At 71.6% G+C, this 19,451-nt stretch carries 15 protein-coding genes and 1 pseudogene; 14 read left to right on the forward strand and 2 right to left on the reverse strand.

Features of this window, described 5'->3' with window-relative positions:
• Positions 1-47 precede the first annotated feature (47 nt).
• The 6 genes from ACQPZZ_RS16560 to ACQPZZ_RS16585 are packed head-to-tail and all read left to right on the forward strand — an operon-like array spanning position 48 to position 7,875.
• Positions 48-1,568 carry a radical SAM protein gene (locus ACQPZZ_RS16560; RefSeq protein WP_432932984.1) on the forward strand — a complete coding sequence of 507 codons (1,521 nt, stop codon included), beginning with the start codon at positions 48-50 and terminating at the stop codon, positions 1,566-1,568.
• The gene (locus ACQPZZ_RS16565) at positions 1,523-2,440 is read left to right on the forward strand and encodes a methyltransferase domain-containing protein (RefSeq protein ID WP_432932986.1); all 918 of its coding nucleotides are present in this window, start codon (positions 1,523-1,525) and stop codon (positions 2,438-2,440) included. Before ACQPZZ_RS16560 ends, ACQPZZ_RS16565 begins: the two co-directional genes overlap by 46 nt.
• Entirely contained in the window at positions 2,431-3,810 is a 1,380-nt protein-coding gene (locus tag ACQPZZ_RS16570; protein WP_432932988.1) for a TldD/PmbA family protein, read from the forward strand. Before ACQPZZ_RS16565 ends, ACQPZZ_RS16570 begins: the two co-directional genes overlap by 10 nt.
• The gene (locus tag ACQPZZ_RS16575) at positions 3,794-5,134 is read left to right on the forward strand and encodes a metallopeptidase TldD-related protein (RefSeq protein ID WP_432932990.1); all 1,341 of its coding nucleotides are present in this window, start codon (positions 3,794-3,796) and stop codon (positions 5,132-5,134) included. The genes ACQPZZ_RS16570 and ACQPZZ_RS16575 overlap by 17 nt, the downstream gene beginning before the upstream one ends.
• 15 nt (positions 5,135-5,149) lie before the next feature.
• Entirely contained in the window at positions 5,150-6,373 is a 1,224-nt protein-coding gene (locus ACQPZZ_RS16580; RefSeq protein ID WP_432932992.1) for an NAD(P)/FAD-dependent oxidoreductase, read from the forward strand.
• On the forward strand, positions 6,370-7,875 hold the full coding sequence (locus ACQPZZ_RS16585) for a hypothetical protein (protein WP_432932994.1): 1,506 nt from the start codon (positions 6,370-6,372) through the stop codon (positions 7,873-7,875). Before ACQPZZ_RS16580 ends, ACQPZZ_RS16585 begins: the two co-directional genes overlap by 4 nt.
• 18 nt (positions 7,876-7,893) lie before the next feature.
• On the opposite strand, the pseudogene pepN reads toward ACQPZZ_RS16585, so the two are convergent.
• Positions 7,894-10,164 (reverse strand): annotated as a pseudogene (gene pepN, locus ACQPZZ_RS16590) (aminopeptidase N); the annotation flags it as partial.
• Between the two features lie 151 nt (positions 10,165-10,315).
• On the opposite strand from pepN, the gene ACQPZZ_RS16595 reads away from it, so the two are divergent.
• The 5 genes from ACQPZZ_RS16595 to ACQPZZ_RS16615 all read left to right on the forward strand — a co-directional run bounded on the left by ACQPZZ_RS16595 (position 10,316) and on the right by ACQPZZ_RS16615 (position 14,493).
• On the forward strand, positions 10,316-10,705 hold the full coding sequence (locus tag ACQPZZ_RS16595; RefSeq protein WP_432932996.1) for an ArsR/SmtB family transcription factor: 390 nt from the start codon (positions 10,316-10,318) through the stop codon (positions 10,703-10,705).
• Between the two features lie 312 nt (positions 10,706-11,017).
• Complete coding sequence (locus ACQPZZ_RS16600; protein ID WP_432932998.1) at positions 11,018-12,118, forward strand: GTP-binding protein; 1,101 nt, start codon at positions 11,018-11,020, stop codon at positions 12,116-12,118.
• A gap of 61 nt (positions 12,119-12,179) precedes the next feature.
• On the forward strand, positions 12,180-13,400 hold the full coding sequence (locus ACQPZZ_RS16605) for a GNAT family N-acetyltransferase (RefSeq protein ID WP_432933000.1): 1,221 nt from the start codon (positions 12,180-12,182) through the stop codon (positions 13,398-13,400).
• Positions 13,401-13,519: 119 nt separating this feature from the next.
• Positions 13,520-13,885 (forward strand): ArsR/SmtB family transcription factor, encoded by a 366-nt coding sequence (locus ACQPZZ_RS16610; protein WP_432933002.1) that lies wholly within the window; start codon positions 13,520-13,522, stop codon positions 13,883-13,885.
• Between the two features lie 185 nt (positions 13,886-14,070).
• Positions 14,071-14,493: an arsenate reductase ArsC gene (locus ACQPZZ_RS16615; protein WP_432933004.1), complete on the forward strand. Its 423-nt coding sequence runs from the start codon at positions 14,071-14,073 to the stop codon at positions 14,491-14,493.
• 586 nt (positions 14,494-15,079) lie between these two features.
• Here ACQPZZ_RS16615 and ACQPZZ_RS16620 read toward each other — a convergent pair.
• Complete coding sequence (locus tag ACQPZZ_RS16620) at positions 15,080-16,060, reverse strand: sensor histidine kinase (RefSeq protein WP_432933006.1); 981 nt, start codon at positions 16,058-16,060, stop codon at positions 15,080-15,082.
• 384 nt (positions 16,061-16,444) lie between these two features.
• Here ACQPZZ_RS16620 and ACQPZZ_RS16625 point away from each other — a divergent pair, with 384 nt between their 5' ends.
• From ACQPZZ_RS16625 to sigJ, 3 genes are all read left to right on the forward strand, one after another.
• Positions 16,445-16,699 (forward strand): hypothetical protein, encoded by a 255-nt coding sequence (locus ACQPZZ_RS16625; protein WP_432933008.1) that lies wholly within the window; start codon positions 16,445-16,447, stop codon positions 16,697-16,699.
• 74 nt (positions 16,700-16,773) lie between these two features.
• Positions 16,774-18,096 carry a sensor histidine kinase gene (locus tag ACQPZZ_RS16630; protein WP_432933010.1) on the forward strand — a complete coding sequence of 441 codons (1,323 nt, stop codon included), beginning with the start codon at positions 16,774-16,776 and terminating at the stop codon, positions 18,094-18,096.
• A gap of 215 nt (positions 18,097-18,311) precedes the next feature.
• Positions 18,312-19,202 carry an RNA polymerase sigma factor SigJ gene (gene sigJ / locus ACQPZZ_RS16635; protein ID WP_432934421.1) on the forward strand — a complete coding sequence of 297 codons (891 nt, stop codon included), beginning with the start codon at positions 18,312-18,314 and terminating at the stop codon, positions 19,200-19,202.
• The last annotated feature ends 249 nt before the right edge of the window (positions 19,203-19,451 follow it).

Consider the following 19,451-nt stretch of genomic DNA (forward strand, 5'->3'; position numbering starts at 1 on the left):
ACCCACCCCCCGGCGGCACCACGGACACCGTTTCTGGGAGACACACCATGCTTGTGAGCCCGAACACCGTCACCTTCTCGGTGGAGCTCCCCGAGGGCACCCTGGACCCGGCCTATCTCGACGAGAGCGGCAAGGTGAGCGTCCTCGCCAACGCGGTGTCCGGATCGATGGACATCGTCACCCCCGCCGAGGTCGCCGTGCTGGAACGAGTCCGCGCCGGAGACGCCGCCGTCGACCGTGAGCTCGTGGCCGGCCTGCTGGAGCGCGGATACGTCTGCACCGACCCGGCCGAGGAGGAGGCGCGCTACCGCGCCATCGTCGACGGCTACTTCCAGGCGATCCAGGAAGCGCCGTTCCAGTTCATGTTCATCCCGTCGTTCGTGTGCAACCTGGCGTGCCCGTACTGCTTCGAGGGCGAGCTGACCACCAGGAGCCCGCGCATGGACGAGGAGATGATCGAGGCCGCGTTCGACACGATCCCCGAGATCCAGGACCGGCACCAGAACTCCGGCCCGCCGTACATCACCCTGTTCGGCGGGGAACCGCTGCTGGACACGCCGTACCAGCGCGGCGCCGTCGAGCAGATCCTGCGCGGCTCGTACGACCGCGGCTACCCGGTCACCGCGATCACCAACGGCGTGGCACTGGACGCGTACGTGCCGATGCTGCTCAAGTACGGCTGCGAGGAGGTCCAGGTCAGCCTGGACGGCACGCCGAGGACCCACGACACCCGGCGGGTGTTCCGCAACGGCAAGCCGACGTTCGAGCTCATCGAGCGCAGCATCGACGTGGCCGCGGAGGCCGGCATCCGCGTGCTGATCCGGGTGCTCGTCGACGAGGACAGCGTGGACGACATGCCGCGCTTCGCGGAGTTCGCGCAGGCCAAGGGGTGGCTCGACCACCCGAAGATCCGCCTGTTCAACGGCTTCACCAAGGCCACCACGTTCCTGTACGTCACCCCCGACCATCCCGAGGAGAAGCGCAAGCGCATGGTCCGGGGGGATGTCAAGGCCGGGCTCCAGGAGGCCTTCTGGCGCATGGTTCAGCAGAACCCCCTGGTGGACCGCATGCTGCAGCCCGACCTGGCCCGCATCAGGTCGGCCGTCCTGGAGGGCGACCGCCTGCGGCCCAACCTCCAGGGGTGCAGCGCCGGCACGAGCGTCGTCGCCTTCGACCCCAACGGCAAGATCTACGGCTGCCCGGAGACCGTGGGCCGCCCCCAGCACGCCTGCGGGACGTTCTACCCCGAGTTCAGCTACGCGGCCGGCTATCGGGATCCGTGGCGGCACCGCCACGTGGACACGGTGCCCATGTGCCGCGACTGCAACGTGAAGTTGTTCTGCGGGGGCGGCGGCTGCCCAATCAAGGCGTGGGCGGCCAACGGCGGCGACTTCAACACCTGCTACTGCCCCAAGGTGTCCAGCATCACGACGCGTGTCGAGACCCAGCTGGCCTACCTGCTGCCCATGGCGCTGCGCCGGCAGCAGGAGCACGCGAACCGACCGGAAGGAGAAGAGGGAACGTGGGAGCAGATGACACGCGTGGGTTCGTTTCCCTGGATGAGCTGATCCGGCCGCGGACGTCGGTTGAGACGATCGCCGAGCCGGACGCCTGCGGATGCGCCCCGGCGACCGCGGACCAGCCGGCGGGCTGCTGCGCGGCCCCGGAAGCGGCCCCGGCCGACCAGGGTCCCGTTCCCGTCGAGACGCACGTCAAGAAGCGCTACGACGCGCTGGCGGTGCAGGGCACCAGCACGCTGTGCTGCTCTCCCACGTCGGTGTACACCCCGGAGGAGCTCGCCGAGATCCCCGACTGGGTCCTGGAGCTGTCCAGTGGCTGCGGCTCGCCCATGAACGCGATCGGCCTGCGCCCCGGGCAGACGGTCGTGGACTTCGGCTGCGGCGCCGGTCTGGATCTGCTGATCGCCGCGCGCCGGGTGGGTGAGACGGGCCGGGTCATCGGCGTCGACGCGTCGATGCAGATGGTCAGGACGGCTCGGCGCGCGGCCAAGGAGATGGGGCTCAAGAACATCGACGTGCGGGTCGGCGACATCCGGCGCCCGCCGGTGCGTGAGGCCAGCGTGGACGTGGTGATGAGCAACTGCGTCCTCGGCATGTTCCCCGACAAGAAGGAAGTGCTCCACGCGGTCGCGGCCGTCCTGCGCCCGGGAGGGGTGGCGGTGATCTCCGACGTCGTGTACTCCGACGACGGCCCGCCCCCGGCGGACGTGGCGGCCGGCGAGTCCGCCGGCGCGGAGGACTTCGCCCGGTGCGTGGTGGGCATGACCGAGAGCCAGTACCGCGACCTGGTGCTCGGCGCGGGCTTCGGCAGCGTGGACATGCGCAGCGACGGGCTCGTTCCGTACCGCGACGGCGCGCAGGTCACCAGTGCCATGATCTTCGCCTACCGGGACGACAGCCCCGCGCGACCGTGCTGCTGACCGGCGGCTCGCCCGCGCTCTTCCGGGAGGCCGGCCTCCGGGCGGACGACTACGCCGAGGTACGGCTCGAACGCGCCAGGACCGTCGACCTGGTGTGGCGCGGCGACGGCCTGGAAAGCAGCGTGACCAGCCGGGACGAGGGGTGCTGTGCCCGGGTCATCGGCCGGTCGGGGTCGGCGTTCGCGTCGAGCACCGCCATGGACGCCGGGCCGGTGCTGCGTAGGGCCGCGCGCGACGCCGTCGAACTGGGGTGTGCGGCGGGACGCCTCGCCGCACACCGGCCCTACCGGGACGACCGTCCCGGTGAGACCGGTGAGCTCGCGGAGACGGTCGGCCTGGCGGAGAAGGTGGAACTGCTCGGCGCCTACCACGCGGCGGCGCTGGCGGCGCATCCCGGCGTGACCGGGGCGCTGGTCTACTACCGCGAGTCGGTCGCGGACGTGGAGCTGGTCACCAGCGAGGGGACCGGCGTCTCCTACCGGCGCAGGGATCTGACGCTGCAGATCACCGTTTACGCCGACGGCGGCGCCGCGAGGACCGCCGGCTCGGTGTCGGTCGGCAGCGGCGGCGACTTCTCGGTGGTGCGGGGCCTCGCCCCGGACGTGGAGGCCGCCGTCGCGACCGCGGTGGACCTGCGCGCCGCCCCCGTGGTGGAGCCGGGGGAGTACGACGTGGTCTGCGACGGCCCGCTGGCCGGCATCTGGGCCCACGAGACGATCGGGCATCTCGCCGAGGCCGACCACCACCTCGGGGACGCGCCTCTGCAACGGTCCCTGGCCCCCGGACGCCGGCTCGGACCGTCCATACTGACGATCACCGATCACCCCGGACGTCCCGGTGCGCGGGGATTCGTACCGGTGGACGACGAGGGCACGGCGGGGTCTCCGGTGGAGCTGCTGCGCGACGGCGTCGTCACCCGGCCCCGGCTGCACGACCGCTCCACCGCGGCGGCCTTCCGTGAGGACCCCACCGGCAACGCCAGAGCCCTGAACTTCCGCCACCCGCCGCTGCCCCGGCTGCGGACGATCGCCATCGCCCCCGGCGCCGCGTCCGAGGAGGAGATGATCGGCGGTGTGGCGCGCGGGCTGCTGGCCCGCGGCGTGCTCGGCGGGCAGACCGACCGCGCCGGATTCACCTTCCTGCCCGCGGAGTGCCGGGAGATCCGCGACGGCGAGGTCCGCGGCCGGGTCAGAGGCGTGGTGCTGTCCGGTGACGTGCTCGGCGCCTTCGCGGCCATCGACGCGATCGGCCGGGAGCAGTGGCGCGGCGACACCTCGGCGAGCTGCGGCAAGCAGGGCCAGAACGCGCTGCCGGTCAGCTCCTGGGCCCCCATGCTGCGATTGCGAGGCATACGTGTCACCTCTGGCTGACCGGCTGGAACAGGTCGCAGCGGAGGCCGCGGCCCGCGCCGACCACTGGGAGATCCTGGCCGTCGAGCGCGACGACACCGTGGTGGAGGTCGGCTCGGGCGTGCCCGACCTGGTCAGGTCCGCGCACGAGACGGCGCTGTGCCTGCGGGTGCACCGCCACGGCCGGGTGGGCACGGCCACCACGACCCGCCTCGACGACGTGCACGGGCTGGTCGGGGAGGCCGTACGGAACGCGGCTCACGGGCCCCCGGCGTCACGCGACCCGGTCATCGGGAGGAACGCCGCCCCTGAGGCTGTCGAGAGGTCCGCCGCGGATCAGGGCACCCGATCCGTACGGCTCCTGGCCGAGCAGCTGGGCGCGCTGCAACGCTCGGCCGGGCTGACCGTGCACGGCACGGTGACCCGGACCGAACAGGCGGTGCACCGTGCGGCCCCGGACGGGCGGACCACGACCTCGGACCGGTTCTTCCACATCGCCGCGCTGGCGGAAGGGTCGGCCGTCCAGCTGCCCTGGACCGGCTGGACCCGGACGCCGGAGCTGCCCGCCGCGCTCTCCGCGTGGCTGGAGGCCGCGGCCGGCTGGGACGGGCTGCCCGCCACCGACGCGCCCTCCGGCGACCACGACGTGCTGCTCGCCCCGTCCGCGGTGCACACCCTGCTCACCCCGCTGGTCACCGCGCTGAACGGCACCGCCGTCACCGCGGGCCGTTCGTTCGTCGCCGGGCACCTGGGCGAGCCGTTCCTGCACCCCTCGATCGGCCTGCGCGACCACCCCTCGGAGCCGGCCGCGCCGGACGACGAGGGCACCGGCGGGCTGGCCTGGCCGGGCAGCGACGACGACGGCGTGCCGTGCGCGCCCCTCACACTGGTCGAGCGGGGCGTCCCGGTCCGGGTGTACCACAGCGTCCGTACGGCGGCCGCGTGCGGGACGGCGCCCACCGGGCACGGGTTCCGGGGCAACGCCCTGCGCCGTACGGTTCTCAAGCCCGCCACGCCGGTGCTCAACGGCGCGACGCTGTCCGCCGGACCGGCCGACGTCGGTTCCTTCGACGACCTGCTGGCCGGTGTCCGCGAGGGGGTGCTCGTCGAGTCGCTGATGGGCGGACACCAGCGCGCCGGCCTCTCACCGGTCGTCGAGGGCAGGTTGCGGCTCGGGTTCCTGATCAGGAACGGACGGGTGGCCGGGATCCTCCGGCAGCGACCGATCGCCCTGGACCTGCGTGAGGTGCTCGGCCGCCGCTTCCGCGCGGTCAGCGACCGCCGGTGGGCCGTCAGCAGGATCTGGTCGGGCCGCATGCCGTTCGTACTGGCCGGCGGGACATGACGTGAGGAGCGGCCGATGTATGACGTGATCGTGGTCGGCGGCGGCGTCACCGGTGCCGCGAGCGCCGCCCTGCTCGCGCGGGAGGGTCTGCGGGTCCTGGTGTGCGACCGCACCCGGCTGCCCGCCCCGGCCGTCTCCACCCACTTCTTCGGCCCGACGACGCTGTCCTTCCTGGACAGGCTCGGCGTGCTGGATGAGGTGCTCGCCACCGGCGCGCCACCGCTGCGACGCTGGCACCTGGAGGTCGAGGGCGGGTACTACGGGGCGCCCATGCTGCCCCGCTCGCCGTACCACTACAACCTGTGCGTACGCCGGGAGACCCTCAGCGGGGTCCTGCTGCGCGCCGCGAGCCGGCACGGGGCCGAGATCAGGGAACGCAGCCCGGTGCGGTCCCTCTGCTGGGACGGTGACCATGTCATCGGGATCGAGGGCTCGGGGTGGTCGGAGAAGGCCAGGATCGTCGTGGGCGCGGACGGGCGGGGATCTCCGACCGCCCGTCACGCCGGCGCGGACACGACCTTCGACGCCGGGGCCATGCGCTGCACGTTCCACGCCTACTGGGAGGACGTCGTCCCCCTGCCCTCGCCCGCGCTGGAGCTGTGGCACGACGACGGCCACGTGCTCCAGGCCGGCCCGTGCGACGGCGGGCGGTGGGTGATCATGCTCTCGGCGCCCATGGGGGAGTACGCGGCGATCCGGGGAGACGAGGGGTACGAGCGCCTGCTCCGGTCGATCCCCGCCATGGCGGACCGGTTGCGTGCGGCACGGCGGGTCTCGCCCGTGTACGCGTCGAAGAGCCTGCGGAACTTCCACCGCGAGCCTGCGGGGCCCGGCTGGCGGCTGGCGGGCGACGCCTACTGTCACAAGGACCCGCTGTTCGGCGCGGGCATCACCGACGCGTGCGCGGCGGCGGAGACTCTCGCCGCCACGGTGCCCCTCGCGGTGGACGGCGACACGCCGCAGGCCCGGGAGAGCTACGCGACCACCCTGGACGAGCGCGTCGGGCGCAAGGTCCGCGCGGGTCTCGCGGGGCTGCGCATCGACCCGCCGGAGCCCGGCCAGCTCGCCTGGATCCGCGGCGTGCTGGCCCATCCCGGGCTGGCACTGGAGCTGATGCGCCGCTGCTCGGAGCTGTTCGCCGGGCTTCCGGAGGACCGGCGTGACTTCTGGCAGCGGGTCGCCGACGGCGCCGCGGAGGTGCTCGGCCTGCCCCCGGCGGCCTCCGTGGACCCGCCGTGACCGCCGTTCCCGGCTACCTGGCCGGTCATGTCGAGGATCTCGTGGCGCTCCAGGCCCGGGTCGCCCACGCCCGCTGGCTGGCCGCGACGGGACAGGGCGAGGACCACCCGGCGCCGCCGGAGGGCGGCCTCGCCTGGCTGACCGACGGCGGGCTCGTCCTCCTGGCACTGGAGCACGGCGACCTGCACTACGCCGGGGAACTGGTCCTCTGGTACTTCCGCGTCCGGCTGACGGAGGCGACCACGCGGCTGCGGTTGCTCCAGCGCACCGTCACCGCCGAGGCCGGCGGCAGGACGCTCACCCACGGGGAACTGGTCGCCCTCTCGCGGACGGTCACCGACGACCGGCGGCGCGCCGAGGTCCGGGCCGCGCTGGCGGACGTCGGGGAGCGGCTGCGCGAAGGGCGGCGGCGCTGGCTCGACGCGTACGCCGAGGCGCGGGCCGAGCTGGGGTTCCCGACACACGCCGCGCTGGTGCGGGCGCTGCACCCGGAGGTGGACCGGTTCGTGGCCCACGCCCGCGGCTGGCTGGACGCCACGCGGGCTGAGTTCCTCAAGCGATGGGACGACTGGCGGGCACGCGACGCGATCGCCACCCCGTCCATGGGGGACGCCCGCCTCGTCGCCGCACGCGCCGTCCTGCCCGAGGGCGCCGGCGGCGCTCTTGAGAGCGTCCGCTCCACCGTACGCGCGTGGGGTTTCGGCGGATGTCTGGAACGCATCATCGTCGATGACGTCGCACGGCCCGGGAAGTCGGGCACGGCGTTCTGCTCGCCGGTCGCGCCGCCGGTCGACGTGCGAGTGTCCACCACGCCGGGCACGACGCTGGGGCACTACGCCACGCTTGTGCACGAGTTCGGGCACGCGCTGCACTTCACCGCGGGCACCCGGCACCCCGCCGACCTGTGGCGCACGCACCCGGCGCTGACCGAGGCGTTCGGCTTCACCCTGGAACGGGTCGTCCGGCGGCCGGACTGGCAGCGGCGCCACCTTGGCGTCACGGTGGACGCCGAGGCCGTGGAGCGCCTGTCCTTCGCGCGTGAGCACGTCCGGCGCCTGGTGGCGACCAGTCTCTGCTACGAGATGGCCGTGCACGACGGCTACCCGGACCCGGCCGCCGAGTACGTGCGTTCGCATGAGCGGGAGTTCGGTGTCGCGGTGGACCGAGGGGCCGCGTGGGATCGGATACAGACGTACCTGGAGGGCAAGCCCTGCTACCCGCTGGTGTATCACCAGGCGTTCATGCTGCGCGAGACGCTGTGGGACCACCTGGCCGGCCGGGCGGGGGAGCGGTGGTACGCGGGCCCGGACGCCGGGCCGGCCATGCGGGAGGTCTTCGGGAGGTTCGCCGCGGGCGACAGCGCGGAGGAATGGCTGTCACCCGGCGTCGTCCCGCTCGGACAGGTCCACGGCGAGGGCGAGCTCGGCCCTGGCCGCACCGGTCAGCCTGACGAACCGGTCATCGGAGGGCAGGCGGTCGATCATTGTCAGCGTGCGCCGTGAGACCGGCCAGGAGGGGAACAACCGGACGGCGATCGTACGCGCCGGTTCCCGGTCTCCCGCGGCGGCCAGCAGCGGGGGGACGTCCCGCGCGTAACGCTGCGCGAACGGCGCGAGCAGGCGATGATGCGCGGGGTGGGTGAAACCGTCGGCCAGCGCGCGGACCTGTGCGACGCTCTCGCTGCCCAGCATCGTCGTCCACGCCCACTCCTTGGCCTTCGCGGTGGGCACCGACGCCCTGAGCCGTTCGGCGAGCCGTTCTCCCACGGCGGTGAAGGCGCCGGTGACGTCCTCCAGGGGCTCACCATGCGCGACCAGGGATCGGGCGAGCCTGCGGCGTAACGCGTCGTCCACGTCGATCGGGGCCGCTCCGTTGAGCCATTTCCGCACCGTGTCGACGTGGCCGGCCGTCAGCGCCGCATCCGCGACGGCCCGCGCCGCCGCCAGCCTCTGGTCCGCGTCGCCGTTCGGGGTGTTGACGACGTCCAGCAGACGGTCCACGTACGAGGGCCAGCCGTGGGCACGGGCCCAGCCCTGCTCGGTGTAGGCCGTCAGCACGGTGGCGACCCGGACGAGGAGCCGCTGGAACACGCCGATCTGCGTCTCCGCCGTCAGGCCGCCGAGGACCATCGTCAGGAACCGCCGCGGTGGCAACTCCCCGTGCCGGACCATGCCCCACGCCGCCGTCCAGCAGAGCGAGCGAGCCATGGGATCGGCCAGCCGGCCGATCCGGTGGACGATCTCCTCCGTTGAGCGCGCATCCAGCACGATCCGGCAGTACGTCAGGTCGCCGTCGTTGGGCAGCACCAGCGCGCCGGACCGGCTGCCGACGAGCGCGTCCACGCTCGTGCGCGGGCCGTCGGCGTCGAGTTCGTGCCTCCGTACACGGACCAGATCGCCGTGGCGGTCCTCCGCGTAGACGCCCACCGCGAGACGGTGCGGCCTCGGCACTCCGTCCTGGAGCAGGTCGAAACGCGTGAAGCACCCGGCCTCGTCGACGTCGAAGTCGGCCCGCACCTCTGTCAGCCCGGCTGTCAGCAGCCAGGCGTCAGTCCAAGCGGTCAGGTTCCGGCCGCCCGCCTTCTCCAGGGCACCGAGCATCTCGGCCCGGCCGGCGGTGCCGTAAGAATGGTCCGCGAAGTAGCGCCGCATGCCCTCCAGGAACCCGTCGAGCCCCAGGCGGGCCACGAGCTGGCGCAGCACGCTCGCGCCTTTGTGGTACGTCAGCGCGTCGAAGGCCGACCCGGCCGCGTCCACGTCGGGGACGCCGGTCACGACCGGGTGGGTGGAGGCCGACTGGTCCAGGAGGTACGCGTGCGCCTTCTTGCCGGCGGCGAAGTCGGCCCAGGCGTCGACGTCGTCCGTGAGCCGGGTCAGCGCGTGGACGCCCGCCCAGGTGGCGAACGCCTCGCTCAGCCACAGGTCGTCCCACCAGCGCAGCGTGACGAGGTCGCCGAACCACTGGTGGGAGATCTCGTGGAAGATCATCTCGTCCCGGCGACGGTGCGCGTACCGGGTCACCGCGTGGTCGAACACGAACGTCTCCGCGGCGAACACGCAGGCGGCGTTCTCCATGGCCCCGAAGTTGAACTCGGGGACGAAGCACAGGTCGAGCTTGCGGAACGGATAAGGCGTCGCGAACGCCTCGGCGAAGAACGCCACCCCTGCCCCGAGCCGCTCCAGCAGCACGGCCGGGTCGAGGTGCGCGGCCAGGGAACGCCGGGAGTGCACCCCCAGGGGCACGGCACCTGCCTGGTCCGCCGTCCACGACGCCCACGGGCCGGCCGCCACCGCCGCGACGTACGTGCTGATCGGCGGGGTGGGCGCGAACCTGTGGACGCCCGTCCCGGGCCGGTCGTCGAGCGGGGCGTTGGACAACACGGTCCATCCGTCCGGAGCGGTCACGCTGATCGCGAAGGGCGCCTTGAGGTCGGGCTGGTCGAAGCAGGCGAACACCCGGGGGGCGTGGCCGGGCTGCAGGTGGCTGTACACGTACACCTGCTGATCGGCCGGGTCCGTGTACCGGTGCAGGCCCTCGCCGCTGGTGGAGAAGTCGTAGTCCGCGTCCACGGTCAGCTCGTTGCGGGCCGCCAGATCGGGCAGGAGGATCCGTCCCGCGCCGTCGTATTCGACCGGCCGCCCGTTGAGCACGGCGGAACGCACCCGTCGGGGCAGTGCGTCCGCCCAGCTGGAGGCACCCGGCCGGGCGCAGGTGAAGCGGATCGTGCTCCTGGATCGGAACACCGGCTCCTCGGTCCGGCTCAGATCGACGTGAAGGGTGTACGACCGCACGCGCAGCAGGGCGCCACGCTCCGTCGCCTCGGCGTGGGTCAGCGGGGGACGCGGTATGACGAGACCTCCTGCGCGAAAGGGTTGTCTAGACTCGTGCGTGATGCGGCCGGGTGACCCAGCCCGGGGCGCTTAGGGAGAGGACCCGATCGCCATGGCCGAGCACGACGAGCCTGTGCTGCTGCCGCATGAGAACCTTCCCACGGTCGAACCCGGCGTGCCGCGCCCGGCGCGGGTGACGGAGCCGTTGACGCGGGAGCAGAGCATCGCGCTCGCCGCGGGCTTCAAGGCGCTCGGCGACCCCGTACGGCTGCGGCTGCTCTCCCTCGTCGCCTCTCATCTCGACGGCGAGGCGTGCGTGTGCGACCTCGTCGGAGCGTTCGACCTCACCCAGCCGACCATCAGCCATCACCTCAGAGTTCTCCGGGACGCCGGGCTCGTCACGTCGACGCGCCGGGGCACCTGGGTCTACTACCGGGTCGTGCCCGAGGCGCTCACCGCACTGACGGGCATCATCGCCCTGCCTTCCGTCGCCGCGAGATAGGCGATCCGGTACCGATGCCGTCATCGCGGAAATGATGTGCGATTGATTTCGCGCACGAAATTGATTTCAATGATTGTAGCACCTGTATTGATTGTCATCAATACCCCTTTCCGGCGCGGCCTCGCGGCATTGTTAATCATTTGTTTCCTGGCGTCAAGGATCTTGACCTCGTGGAACGGGCGCTGTTAGCTGGCTGCGGATGGCGGATCACTGACACCACCTCGACACCCTGTGACGCGAATACTCACTCGTGCCGTGCCATGCGGCGATATCTGTACGGAGCACCGTTACCAGAAGTGAGGCGAACGCCGGTTGATCACCTTCATGACTTTGAGCGGTTTTCTCGGGGCGGGCAAGACCACCACTCTCGTCGCGGTCGCGAAACATCTCCAGTCGCAGGGCCGCAGGGTCGCGGTCATCACCAACGACCAGGGCACCGAACTGGTGGACACCCAGCTCGCCAAGTCGGCGATCGCGGAGGCCGGCGAGGTCACGGGCGGTTGTTTCTGCTGCCGGTTCGAAGACCTGCTGACCGTCGCGCAGCGCCTGGTCGACGGTCACCAGGTGGACACACTGCTCGCCGAGGCGGTGGGTAGTTGCACCGATCTGCAGGCCACCGTCATCCGGCCGCTCAGCGCCCACTACGGTGAACGTTTCACGCCCGCTCCCCTCCTGGTCGTCGTCGAACCGGAAAGGCTTGACGCGCTCCGTACCTCGTTGCCGCTGGACGACACGGAGTCGGACATGTCCTACCTGTTCGGCAAGCAGTTACAGGAAGCCGACGTGATCGCGCTCAACAAGATCGACCTGCTCGACGCGGCGGAGACCGCCGCCATCACCGCGGATCTGCGCGAGCGGTACCCCACGGCCACCGTGCTCGGCTACTCGGCGAAAACCGGCGAGGGGCTGGAACAACTGGTGTCCCTCTGGCTGGGTTCGCAGCCCGTCGGGCGCGGTCTTGACATCGACTACGACCGCTACGCCAACGCCGAGGCCGCGCTGGCGTGGCTGAACCTCAGTTTGGACGTGACGGCGGCGGAGGGCTTCGACCCGGACACCTGGGCCCGTGCGCTGCTGGAGCACCTGTCCGCGACCGCCGCCCGCAACGGCTGGATGATCGGCCACGTGAAGGTCAGCCTCGAGTCCGCCGGTGACCTGAGCAAGGTGAGCGTGACCGCCGGCGGTGCCGAGCCGACCGTGGACGCCGCGGTGGGGAGGACGTTCACCGGTGCGGAGGCACGGCTCAACGCCCGCGTCGCGTGCGAGCCCGCCGAGCTCGACGCCGCGGTGGCCGAGGCGGTGGAGGTGGTGTCCGCCGCCACCGGCACATCGGCCGTACAGAGTGCCGGCGTCCCTTCGTTCAAGCCCGGCTACCCGCGTCCCACCTACCGGATCCCCGCCGCGGCAGGATGAGGTGAAGTCGGGGGCGACCTGGGCTCGCCGCCGCACCCGTCCGCGCGTGAAGGAGGCCGCCGTGGCTCACGATGAGATCGTCGACCGCTACTCCAGGTTCGCCAGGACCGCGATGACCGGCCGGTCCGGCCACGACTCCGCCTCCTTCGGCGAGGGCTGCGTCGGCGCCGCCGGTTACGACGACACCGCCGCCCTGCCCGACGGCGCCCTGCGCGCCAGCCTGGGCTGCGGCAACCCCGTCGCCGTCGCCGACCTGCACGAGGGCGACGTCGTGCTCGACCTCGGCTCCGGCGGCGGAATCGACGTCCTGCTGTCCGCCCGCCGCGTCGGCCCCACCGGCAGGGTCTACGGGCTGGACGCCAGCCCCGACATGCTGAGCCTCGCCCGCGACAACGCCGCACAGGCCGGCGCGACCAACACCGAGTTCCTGCACGGCACCATCGAGCACGTTCCCCTGCCCGGCCGTACGGTCGACGTGGTCATCTCCAACTGCGTCATCAACCTGTCCGATGACAAGGCCGCCACCCTGGCCGAGGCGTTCCGCGTCCTGCGCCCCGGCGGCCGCTTCGGCGTCAGCGACGTCGTCACCGAGGACGCCATCCCCGACCAGGACCTGCGCCGCCGCACCGAGACCCGCATCGGCTGCACGGCCGGTTCCCTGACCGTCGGCGAGTATCGCACCCTGCTCCTGGACGCCGGCTTCACCGGCATCACCATCACCCCCACCGCCGACCACGGCGACGGCGTGCACTCGGCCATCGTCAAGGCCGCCAAGCCGCCCGTCGCTCCCGGCTTCGAGATCCGCCCGATGCGGGCCGAGGACGCCGACCAGGTTCTGAGCGTCTACCAGCTCGGCCTCGACACCGGCCACGCGAGCTTCGAGACCACCGCCCCGACCTGGGAGACGTTCAGTTCCGCCCGCCTCGGCCATTTGCGGTACGTCGTCGCCGACACCCGTGCGGGCCAGGTGGTCGCCTGGGTGGCCGCCTCCCGCGTCTCCGCCCGTCCCGTCTACGCGGGTGTCGTCGAACACAGCATTTACGTTCACCCCGATTACGGTTCCCGGGGCCTGGGGCGTGCCCTTCTGAACGCCTTCGTCACCGCCAGCGAGGACGCCGGCATCTGGACCATCCAGTCCGGCGTGTTCCCCGAGAACACGGCCAGCCTGGCCCTGCACCAGGCGGCCGGCTTCCGCGTCCTCGGCACCCGCGAACGCGTCGGCCGCCATCACGGCGTCTGGCGCGACGTCCTCATGATCGAACGCCGCAGCCCCACCATCTGACGTGGGCCGGGACGCCGCCCGCGCCGCCCGCCCGCCTGCGCCGCTGACCGGCCTGCAGCCGCCCCGGGTGGACTGGGTTGGCCCTCACGTGTTGGTTCGATGTGTGTCAACATAGATGCATGTCGAATACGCGGACACTGCCGGTGCTGGAGCCCGATGCGGCGGCGCCGTGCTGCCCGCCGCTCACCGAACGCACGTTCACGGCCGCGGAAGCCGAGCGGACGGCGGCGATGTTCAAAGCGCTCAGCGACCCGGTGCGGCTGCGCCTGTTCTCCGCGGTCGCCTCCGCGCCCGGCGGCGAGGCGTGCGTATGCGACATCTCCGATGTCGGGGTGTCCCAGCCGACCGTCTCCCACCACTTGAAAAAGCTGAAGGAGGCCGGTCTGCTGGCCTCCGAGCGGCGGGGCACGTGGGTGTACTACCGGGTCGAGCCGAGCGTGCTGGCCGGGATGGGCCGGCTGCTGACCGGCGCCGCCCCCGCCTGAGAACCACAGCCTGGGCCTGTATGCGGCGGGGCTGCTCCGGACTCACCGGAGCGGCACCCCGTGCCGTCGACGGGGTGTCTTGTCAGGGCGGCAGCGCGACGCGGTCGACGCGCGAGTCACCGGCCTGCTCGCCACCCTGCCCCCGGCCTGACCCCCCCACCGCTATCGGCAAGAAAGAAAAGAAGATGCCCACGACCGCTCCTGTCGCGTCCGTGCTGTTCGTCTGCGTGCACAACGCCGGCCGCTCCCAGATGGCCGCCGGATTCCTCTCCCACCTGGCCGGCGACCGCATCGAGGTCCGCTCCGCCGGGTCGCTGCCCGCCGAGCGCATCAACCCGGCCGCCGTGGCGGCGATGAAGGAGGTCGGCATCGACATCTCCGGCCAGACCCCCAAGGTGCTCACCTCCGAGGCGGTGCAGGCCTCCGACTACGTCATCACCATGGGCTGCGGGGATGCCTGCCCGATCTTCCCGGGCAAGAAGTACCTCGACTGGGCCCTGGACGACCCCGCCGGCAAGGGCGTTGAGGCCGTCCGTCCGATCCGCGACGAGATCAGAACCCGCGTCCAGGCTCTGATCACCGAGATCGACGCGCAGCAGGAAAGCTGATCCCGCCGCTCTTACCGCCGCCCCCCAGAGCGTCCTCGCCCGGGCGTTCTCCCGGTCAACGGCAGCGCATCGCCGCAACCCCCTGCCAGGCGGGCAGCACCCCGCGGCGAGACGACGCCGCAGCATAGCTCCAGACCACTGCCGGTGGGCGCGGTGGCGTCGTAGGAGGCCGGGCCGGGGGGTGACGGTGAATGCCGCCGCCTGGGAGGTCCCGGGGCCGGCTGCCCGGAAGCGGGTGGTGGCGCTCACCGTGGGCGCTGCACCCGACAAAGGATCCGGGCAAGAAGATCGCCTTCACCTACGACCGCAACCGTTGGCGAAGACCGCCAGGCGGGCCGCTCGGGCGGCGGGCCGGCACCTGGTGCCCTGGAGGGTCTCCCGCTTCACGGTGGCGTTGAGCGCCTCAGCCACGCCGTTCACAGGTCGGCCGGCGCAGCACCCGCTCAGTCCAGGCCGGCAGTGGTCGATCACCGTACTGGGGCTACCACCGACGGACAGCCGAGGATGACGGCGCCGTCTCCCCGCAGCTCGGCGGTCACTCAGCCGTCGACGAGGACCCTGCGCTCCCTGACGTGACCGCAATGGATCACGCTTCCGGACCGCGACCCGGCGAGAGCGGCATCCGCAGGACGAAGCACGCTCCGCCCCATGCGCATTCCTCGACGTGGAGGCTGCCGTGATGCTCGGAGGCGATGGCGTGAGCGACGGCCAGGCCGAGGCCGGCGCCTCCTCTGTCCCGGCTGCGGGCGGTGTCCAACCGCACGAAACGGTAAAAGATCCGCTCGCGGTCGGCCAGGGGAATGCCCTCTCCGTCGTCGGCGACCGTCAGCTCGGCGCCGTCACTCGTGCGGCGCAGGCCGATCCGTATCGTGCGCCTGGCGTGCCGCCGGGCGTTGTCGAGCAGGTTGCCGAGCATCCGGATGATCTGCTCGGGATCACCGTCGACGATCACCCCGGGATCGAGCCGGAGGTGCGTGCGGGGCCCGTCCACCTGCCGGGCGGCCTCCGCCCGGACCAGCGCCGTGAGGTTCACCCGCTCCGCTCTCCGAGGCGCGGTCCCCAGACGGGTCAGGAGGAGCAGGTCGGTGACGATGGCCTGCACCCGGTCCAGATCACGCAACGTGTGACCGAGGAGGTCGTCCAGATCGATCTCGTCCGGATGCAGTTGCGCCTCCTCCAACCGCATGCGCAGTGCCGCGATGGGGGTGCACAGCTCGTGCGAGGCGTCTGCGGCGAACTGCCGCTGCCGCTCCCGGGCGCGTTCGGCTCGATCGTCGGCCTCGCGCAGCCGTTCCAACGTCCTGTTGACGGCCCGAGCGAGCCGGGCAACCTCCTCGCCCCCGCCTGTCTCGGAGACCCCGGTGCTCGCCTCCTTGAGGTTGATGGCGTCCAGTTCGAGGCGGATGGACGCCAGCGCCCGCAGTGACCCGTCCCCCGCTCGCCGCGCCTTCAAGGCCGACGGGACCCCGATCAGGAGTGCGCCGGTGACCCGCCCGACGCGGATCCTCCGCAGGCAGCCGGCGAGTGCCCGTACGTGTCCGTTGCCGCCACGAAAGATCACTGCCATGACCGCACTCCTGCTCACCACTGGCCGTACTGTCGGGGAGTCGAGTTCGCGGCCCGCGGGCGCAGGCCGTCGAGCGCGGTGTCGCCCGGCGTGCTGCCGACCGTCCCCCACACCGGCGTGACCGGGACCGCGCGTGCGGCCGTCGGATGATCCCGGCGGAGAACTGGACGATTTCGTCCAGTTTGTGGTGATATGTCGGGAGTTGTCAAGACTGTCCTCCGGCACGGCTCCGGCGGGCTCCCGCCTCCGAACGTGGGGCTGTCCCATGGCCGTTCGAGGGCCGAAGGAGGATTCTCCGAGGCTCACCGCGCGCCACGTGGCCGCTCGCGAGCGCTGCGACGAGCCCTACATATGCCCCATTGGCACGCTGGCCGACGAGCTCGCATGCCGCTACGAACGCCTGGTGGCAGGGATTGCTCGCGGACGGTCTCGCCCGCATGCGGGAGAGCGGCGAACTCGACCCGGCGCGAATTCCGGCGACTCGCCGTCGCGGTCATCGCCGCTCTGCGGGGCGGCTACCTGCTCGCCGAGATCGTGCAGGACGAACGGCCCTTCCTGGTCGCCTTCGACATGGCGCTGGACCAGGAGAAAGCCCAGGTCAGGGCGCCTGTCACCGATTTGACACAGTCGGACAATTGACCCAAAGTGGACGAAACCGTCCAATTTGCCCTTGGTGGTGGTCCACGGGGTGCGGCAGGAGAATGGTGAGACCGATGCCGTCTCTGCACTCGATGCAGGCGCGCTACACGACAGCGGCGACAATTCTGTTGCTCCTGCTCACGATCCTGGGCGGCGTGAGCCTGGACCTGGCGATCCGATACAGGATCCAGGACCAGGTGTTCTTCGACGCCGAGCAGGTCGCCGCCCAGTGGAGCGCGCAGGTGCGCGGCGGCGTGCTGCCGCGCCCCGCCTCCGTCACCGGCACCGTCGACCTCGTCCAGGTGGTGGACGCGCAGGGCAGGGTCGTGGACGCCACCCCGGGCGCGACGGGGCGGCCGCGGCTGAGCACGTTCCGGCCCTCGCCCCACGACCGGCTCCAGCGGCGCGTGGAGTGCGGGCCGGGCGAGCGGTGCGTCCTGCTCATGGCCAACCGGGTGTCACCGGCCCCCGACGCCTCCGTCGTCTACGCCGGGACAGTCGAGCCGCCCCTTACCGCGACACACCGCCTCGAATACCTCATCGCGGGGGCCGCACTCCTCATCGTCCTGCTGGGCGGCCGCCTCATGTGGTGGATCATGGGCCGGGCACTGCGCCCGGTGGAGCAGCAGGACCGGCTCGCCTCCGTCACCTCCCACGAGCTCAGGACACCGATCGCCGGGCTGCGGGTGCAACTGGAGGAAGCACTGCTCCACCCCGATCACGTCGATCCCCGGGACACCATCCGGGGAGCGCTGTCGGCCACCGGCCGCCTGGAGGAGATCGTGCAGGACCTGCTGACGATGACCCGGCTACGCGGGGGGCAACCCGCGCCGCACGAGCCGATCGACCTCGCAGCGCTGGTTTGCGAGGAGGTCGACGCTCACTCCGGCGGCACGCCGGTGGAGGTCTACACGGCAGGAGACGTGTGGGTGCACGGCTCGCGGATCCAGCTGATCCGGCTGGTGGGCAACCTGCTGAGCAACGCGCGACGCCATGCGGCGACCGCCGTCACGGTCTGCGTCGGATCCGCCGACGGCCGGGCGGTCGTCGCGGTGACCGACGACGGGAACGGCATCGCACCCGCCGACCGCGAGCGGGTCTTCGAGCGATTCACCCGCCTGGACGAGGGGCGGCGCCGGGACACCGGCGGCACCGGACTGGGGCTGGCGATCTCCCGCGAAATCGCCCACGCCCATCGCGGAACCCTCAAAATCGAGGACTCCCCCCGCGGAGCGCGGTTCGTCCTCCGGCTGCCACTCCTCGACCGGAACGCGATCGGCGAGCGGAATCCCCCGCAGCCGGGCGCGCTGCTCCCTCGGAAGCGCTGCCGGGACAATCTTGCCCCAAATCTCCGGAGGCGTGGCGATCCGGGGGCGTCCCGTTCCAGGAGGGGGTGAAGGGCCGGTGAGGGACCGGCCCCGGCCGGAGGGAGCGCCGTGGGCCTGCTTTCGGGCCCACGGCCGCGACGGGGCTCCCGCCTGCTGGCCGTCGACGGCCTGAGCCTTCCGGCGGCCGGGGCCTTCGGGGCCGACCCGGCCGGCGGCTTCCCCCGCGGCGTGCCGTGCTCGGATAACTACGCTGAATGTGCAAGCTGAGGGAGGTCGCGATCTGTATGGGCAACGAGAACGCGCCTGGATGGTCTGAGCACGAGGACACGCTCGGAGCCGGATGGGAGAGGCATCGGCCCGCGGTCTTCGGCGTGGCCTACCGGCTGCTGGGCAGTGTGGCCGATGCCGAGGACGTGACCCAGGACGTGTGGTTGCGGGCGGCCGGAACAGATCTGCAGGACATCGGTGATCTGCGGGCCTGGCTGGTGACGGTGGCCGCACGGCGGTCGTACGACATTCTCAAGAGTGCCCGTTTCCGCCGGGAGACCTATGTCGGGCCGTGGCTGCCGGAACCGCTGTTGACGGGGCCGGACGCATCCGAGCCGGTCCTCGTCGACGAGTCCGTCGGCTCGGCGATGCTCCTGATCATGGAGGAGTTGAGCCCGCTGGAGCGGGTGGCCTTCGTCCTGCACGATGTCTTCGGTCTCGAGTTCGTCCGGATCGCCGAAGTGCTGGACGTCTCCGTGCCGGGTGCCCGGCAGTTGGCCTCGCGGGCGCGGCGGCGGGTGGCCAACGCGAAGCGGTCTTCGCCACAGGCGTCGAAGGCGGAGCGTGAACGTGTGCTCACGGTCTTTCGCACCGCCTACGAGGCCGGGGATCTTGCTGGTCTGGTCAGGTTGCTGCATCCCGACGCCGTCTACGTCACCGATGGCGGCGGCAAGGTCGCCGCGATGCGCAAGCCCGTCTACGGTGGTGAACGCGTCGCTGAGGTGATGGTGCGGGTGGGCCGCCGGTGGCGTCCGGACCGCATCGACCTTGTCGAGGTCGGCGGCGAGCTCGTTCTGGTGTGCCACCGGGAGGGTCGTGTCTACTCCGTGGACACGCTGCAGATCACCAACGGTCTGATCACCGCGTATCGCAGGGTCATCAACCCGGACAAGCTTTCTCACGTCTGAGCTGTCACAACCCGAGAGGCCACCTCGTCTCCCTGATGAGAACCAAACGGGACAGACGAAGGAACGCTCGTGAGCAGATGAGATCGCCGGACCGCACGCGTCCACCTGGGACGAACATCGGCACCGTCGCAAACCTCGACGATGCCGTCGCGGCCTTCGATCGGACCGAGCGGATCAGCGGACGGATGATCACCGCGTTCGTCCGTGAGAGACACGCGCACCAAAGAGACAAATACCGAGGAGACGATT

The organism is Microbispora sp. CA-135349, assembly GCF_050947365.1.
Classification (GTDB): Bacteria; Actinomycetota; Actinomycetes; order Streptosporangiales; family Streptosporangiaceae; genus Microbispora.

Excerpts from the sequence above, each read along its gene's own strand:
- ACQPZZ_RS16610 (WP_432933002.1), top strand. The coding sequence starts at position 13,520 with ATGTCGAATACGCGGACACTGCCGGTGCTGGAGCCCGATGCGGCGGCG.
- ACQPZZ_RS16620 (WP_432933006.1), bottom strand. The coding sequence starts at position 16,060 with ATGGCAGTGATCTTTCGTGGCGGCAACGGACACGTACGGGCACTCGCC.
- ACQPZZ_RS16615 (WP_432933004.1), top strand. The coding sequence starts at position 14,071 with ATGCCCACGACCGCTCCTGTCGCGTCCGTGCTGTTCGTCTGCGTGCAC.
- ACQPZZ_RS16595 (WP_432932996.1), top strand. The coding sequence starts at position 10,316 with ATGGCCGAGCACGACGAGCCTGTGCTGCTGCCGCATGAGAACCTTCCC.
- ACQPZZ_RS16560 (WP_432932984.1), top strand. The coding sequence starts at position 48 with ATGCTTGTGAGCCCGAACACCGTCACCTTCTCGGTGGAGCTCCCCGAG.
- ACQPZZ_RS16630 (WP_432933010.1), top strand. The coding sequence starts at position 16,774 with ATGCCGTCTCTGCACTCGATGCAGGCGCGCTACACGACAGCGGCGACA.
- ACQPZZ_RS16625 (WP_432933008.1), top strand. The coding sequence starts at position 16,445 with ATGCCGCTACGAACGCCTGGTGGCAGGGATTGCTCGCGGACGGTCTCG.
- sigJ (WP_432934421.1), top strand. The coding sequence starts at position 18,312 with ATGGGCAACGAGAACGCGCCTGGATGGTCTGAGCACGAGGACACGCTC.
- ACQPZZ_RS16580 (WP_432932992.1), top strand. The coding sequence starts at position 5,150 with ATGTATGACGTGATCGTGGTCGGCGGCGGCGTCACCGGTGCCGCGAGC.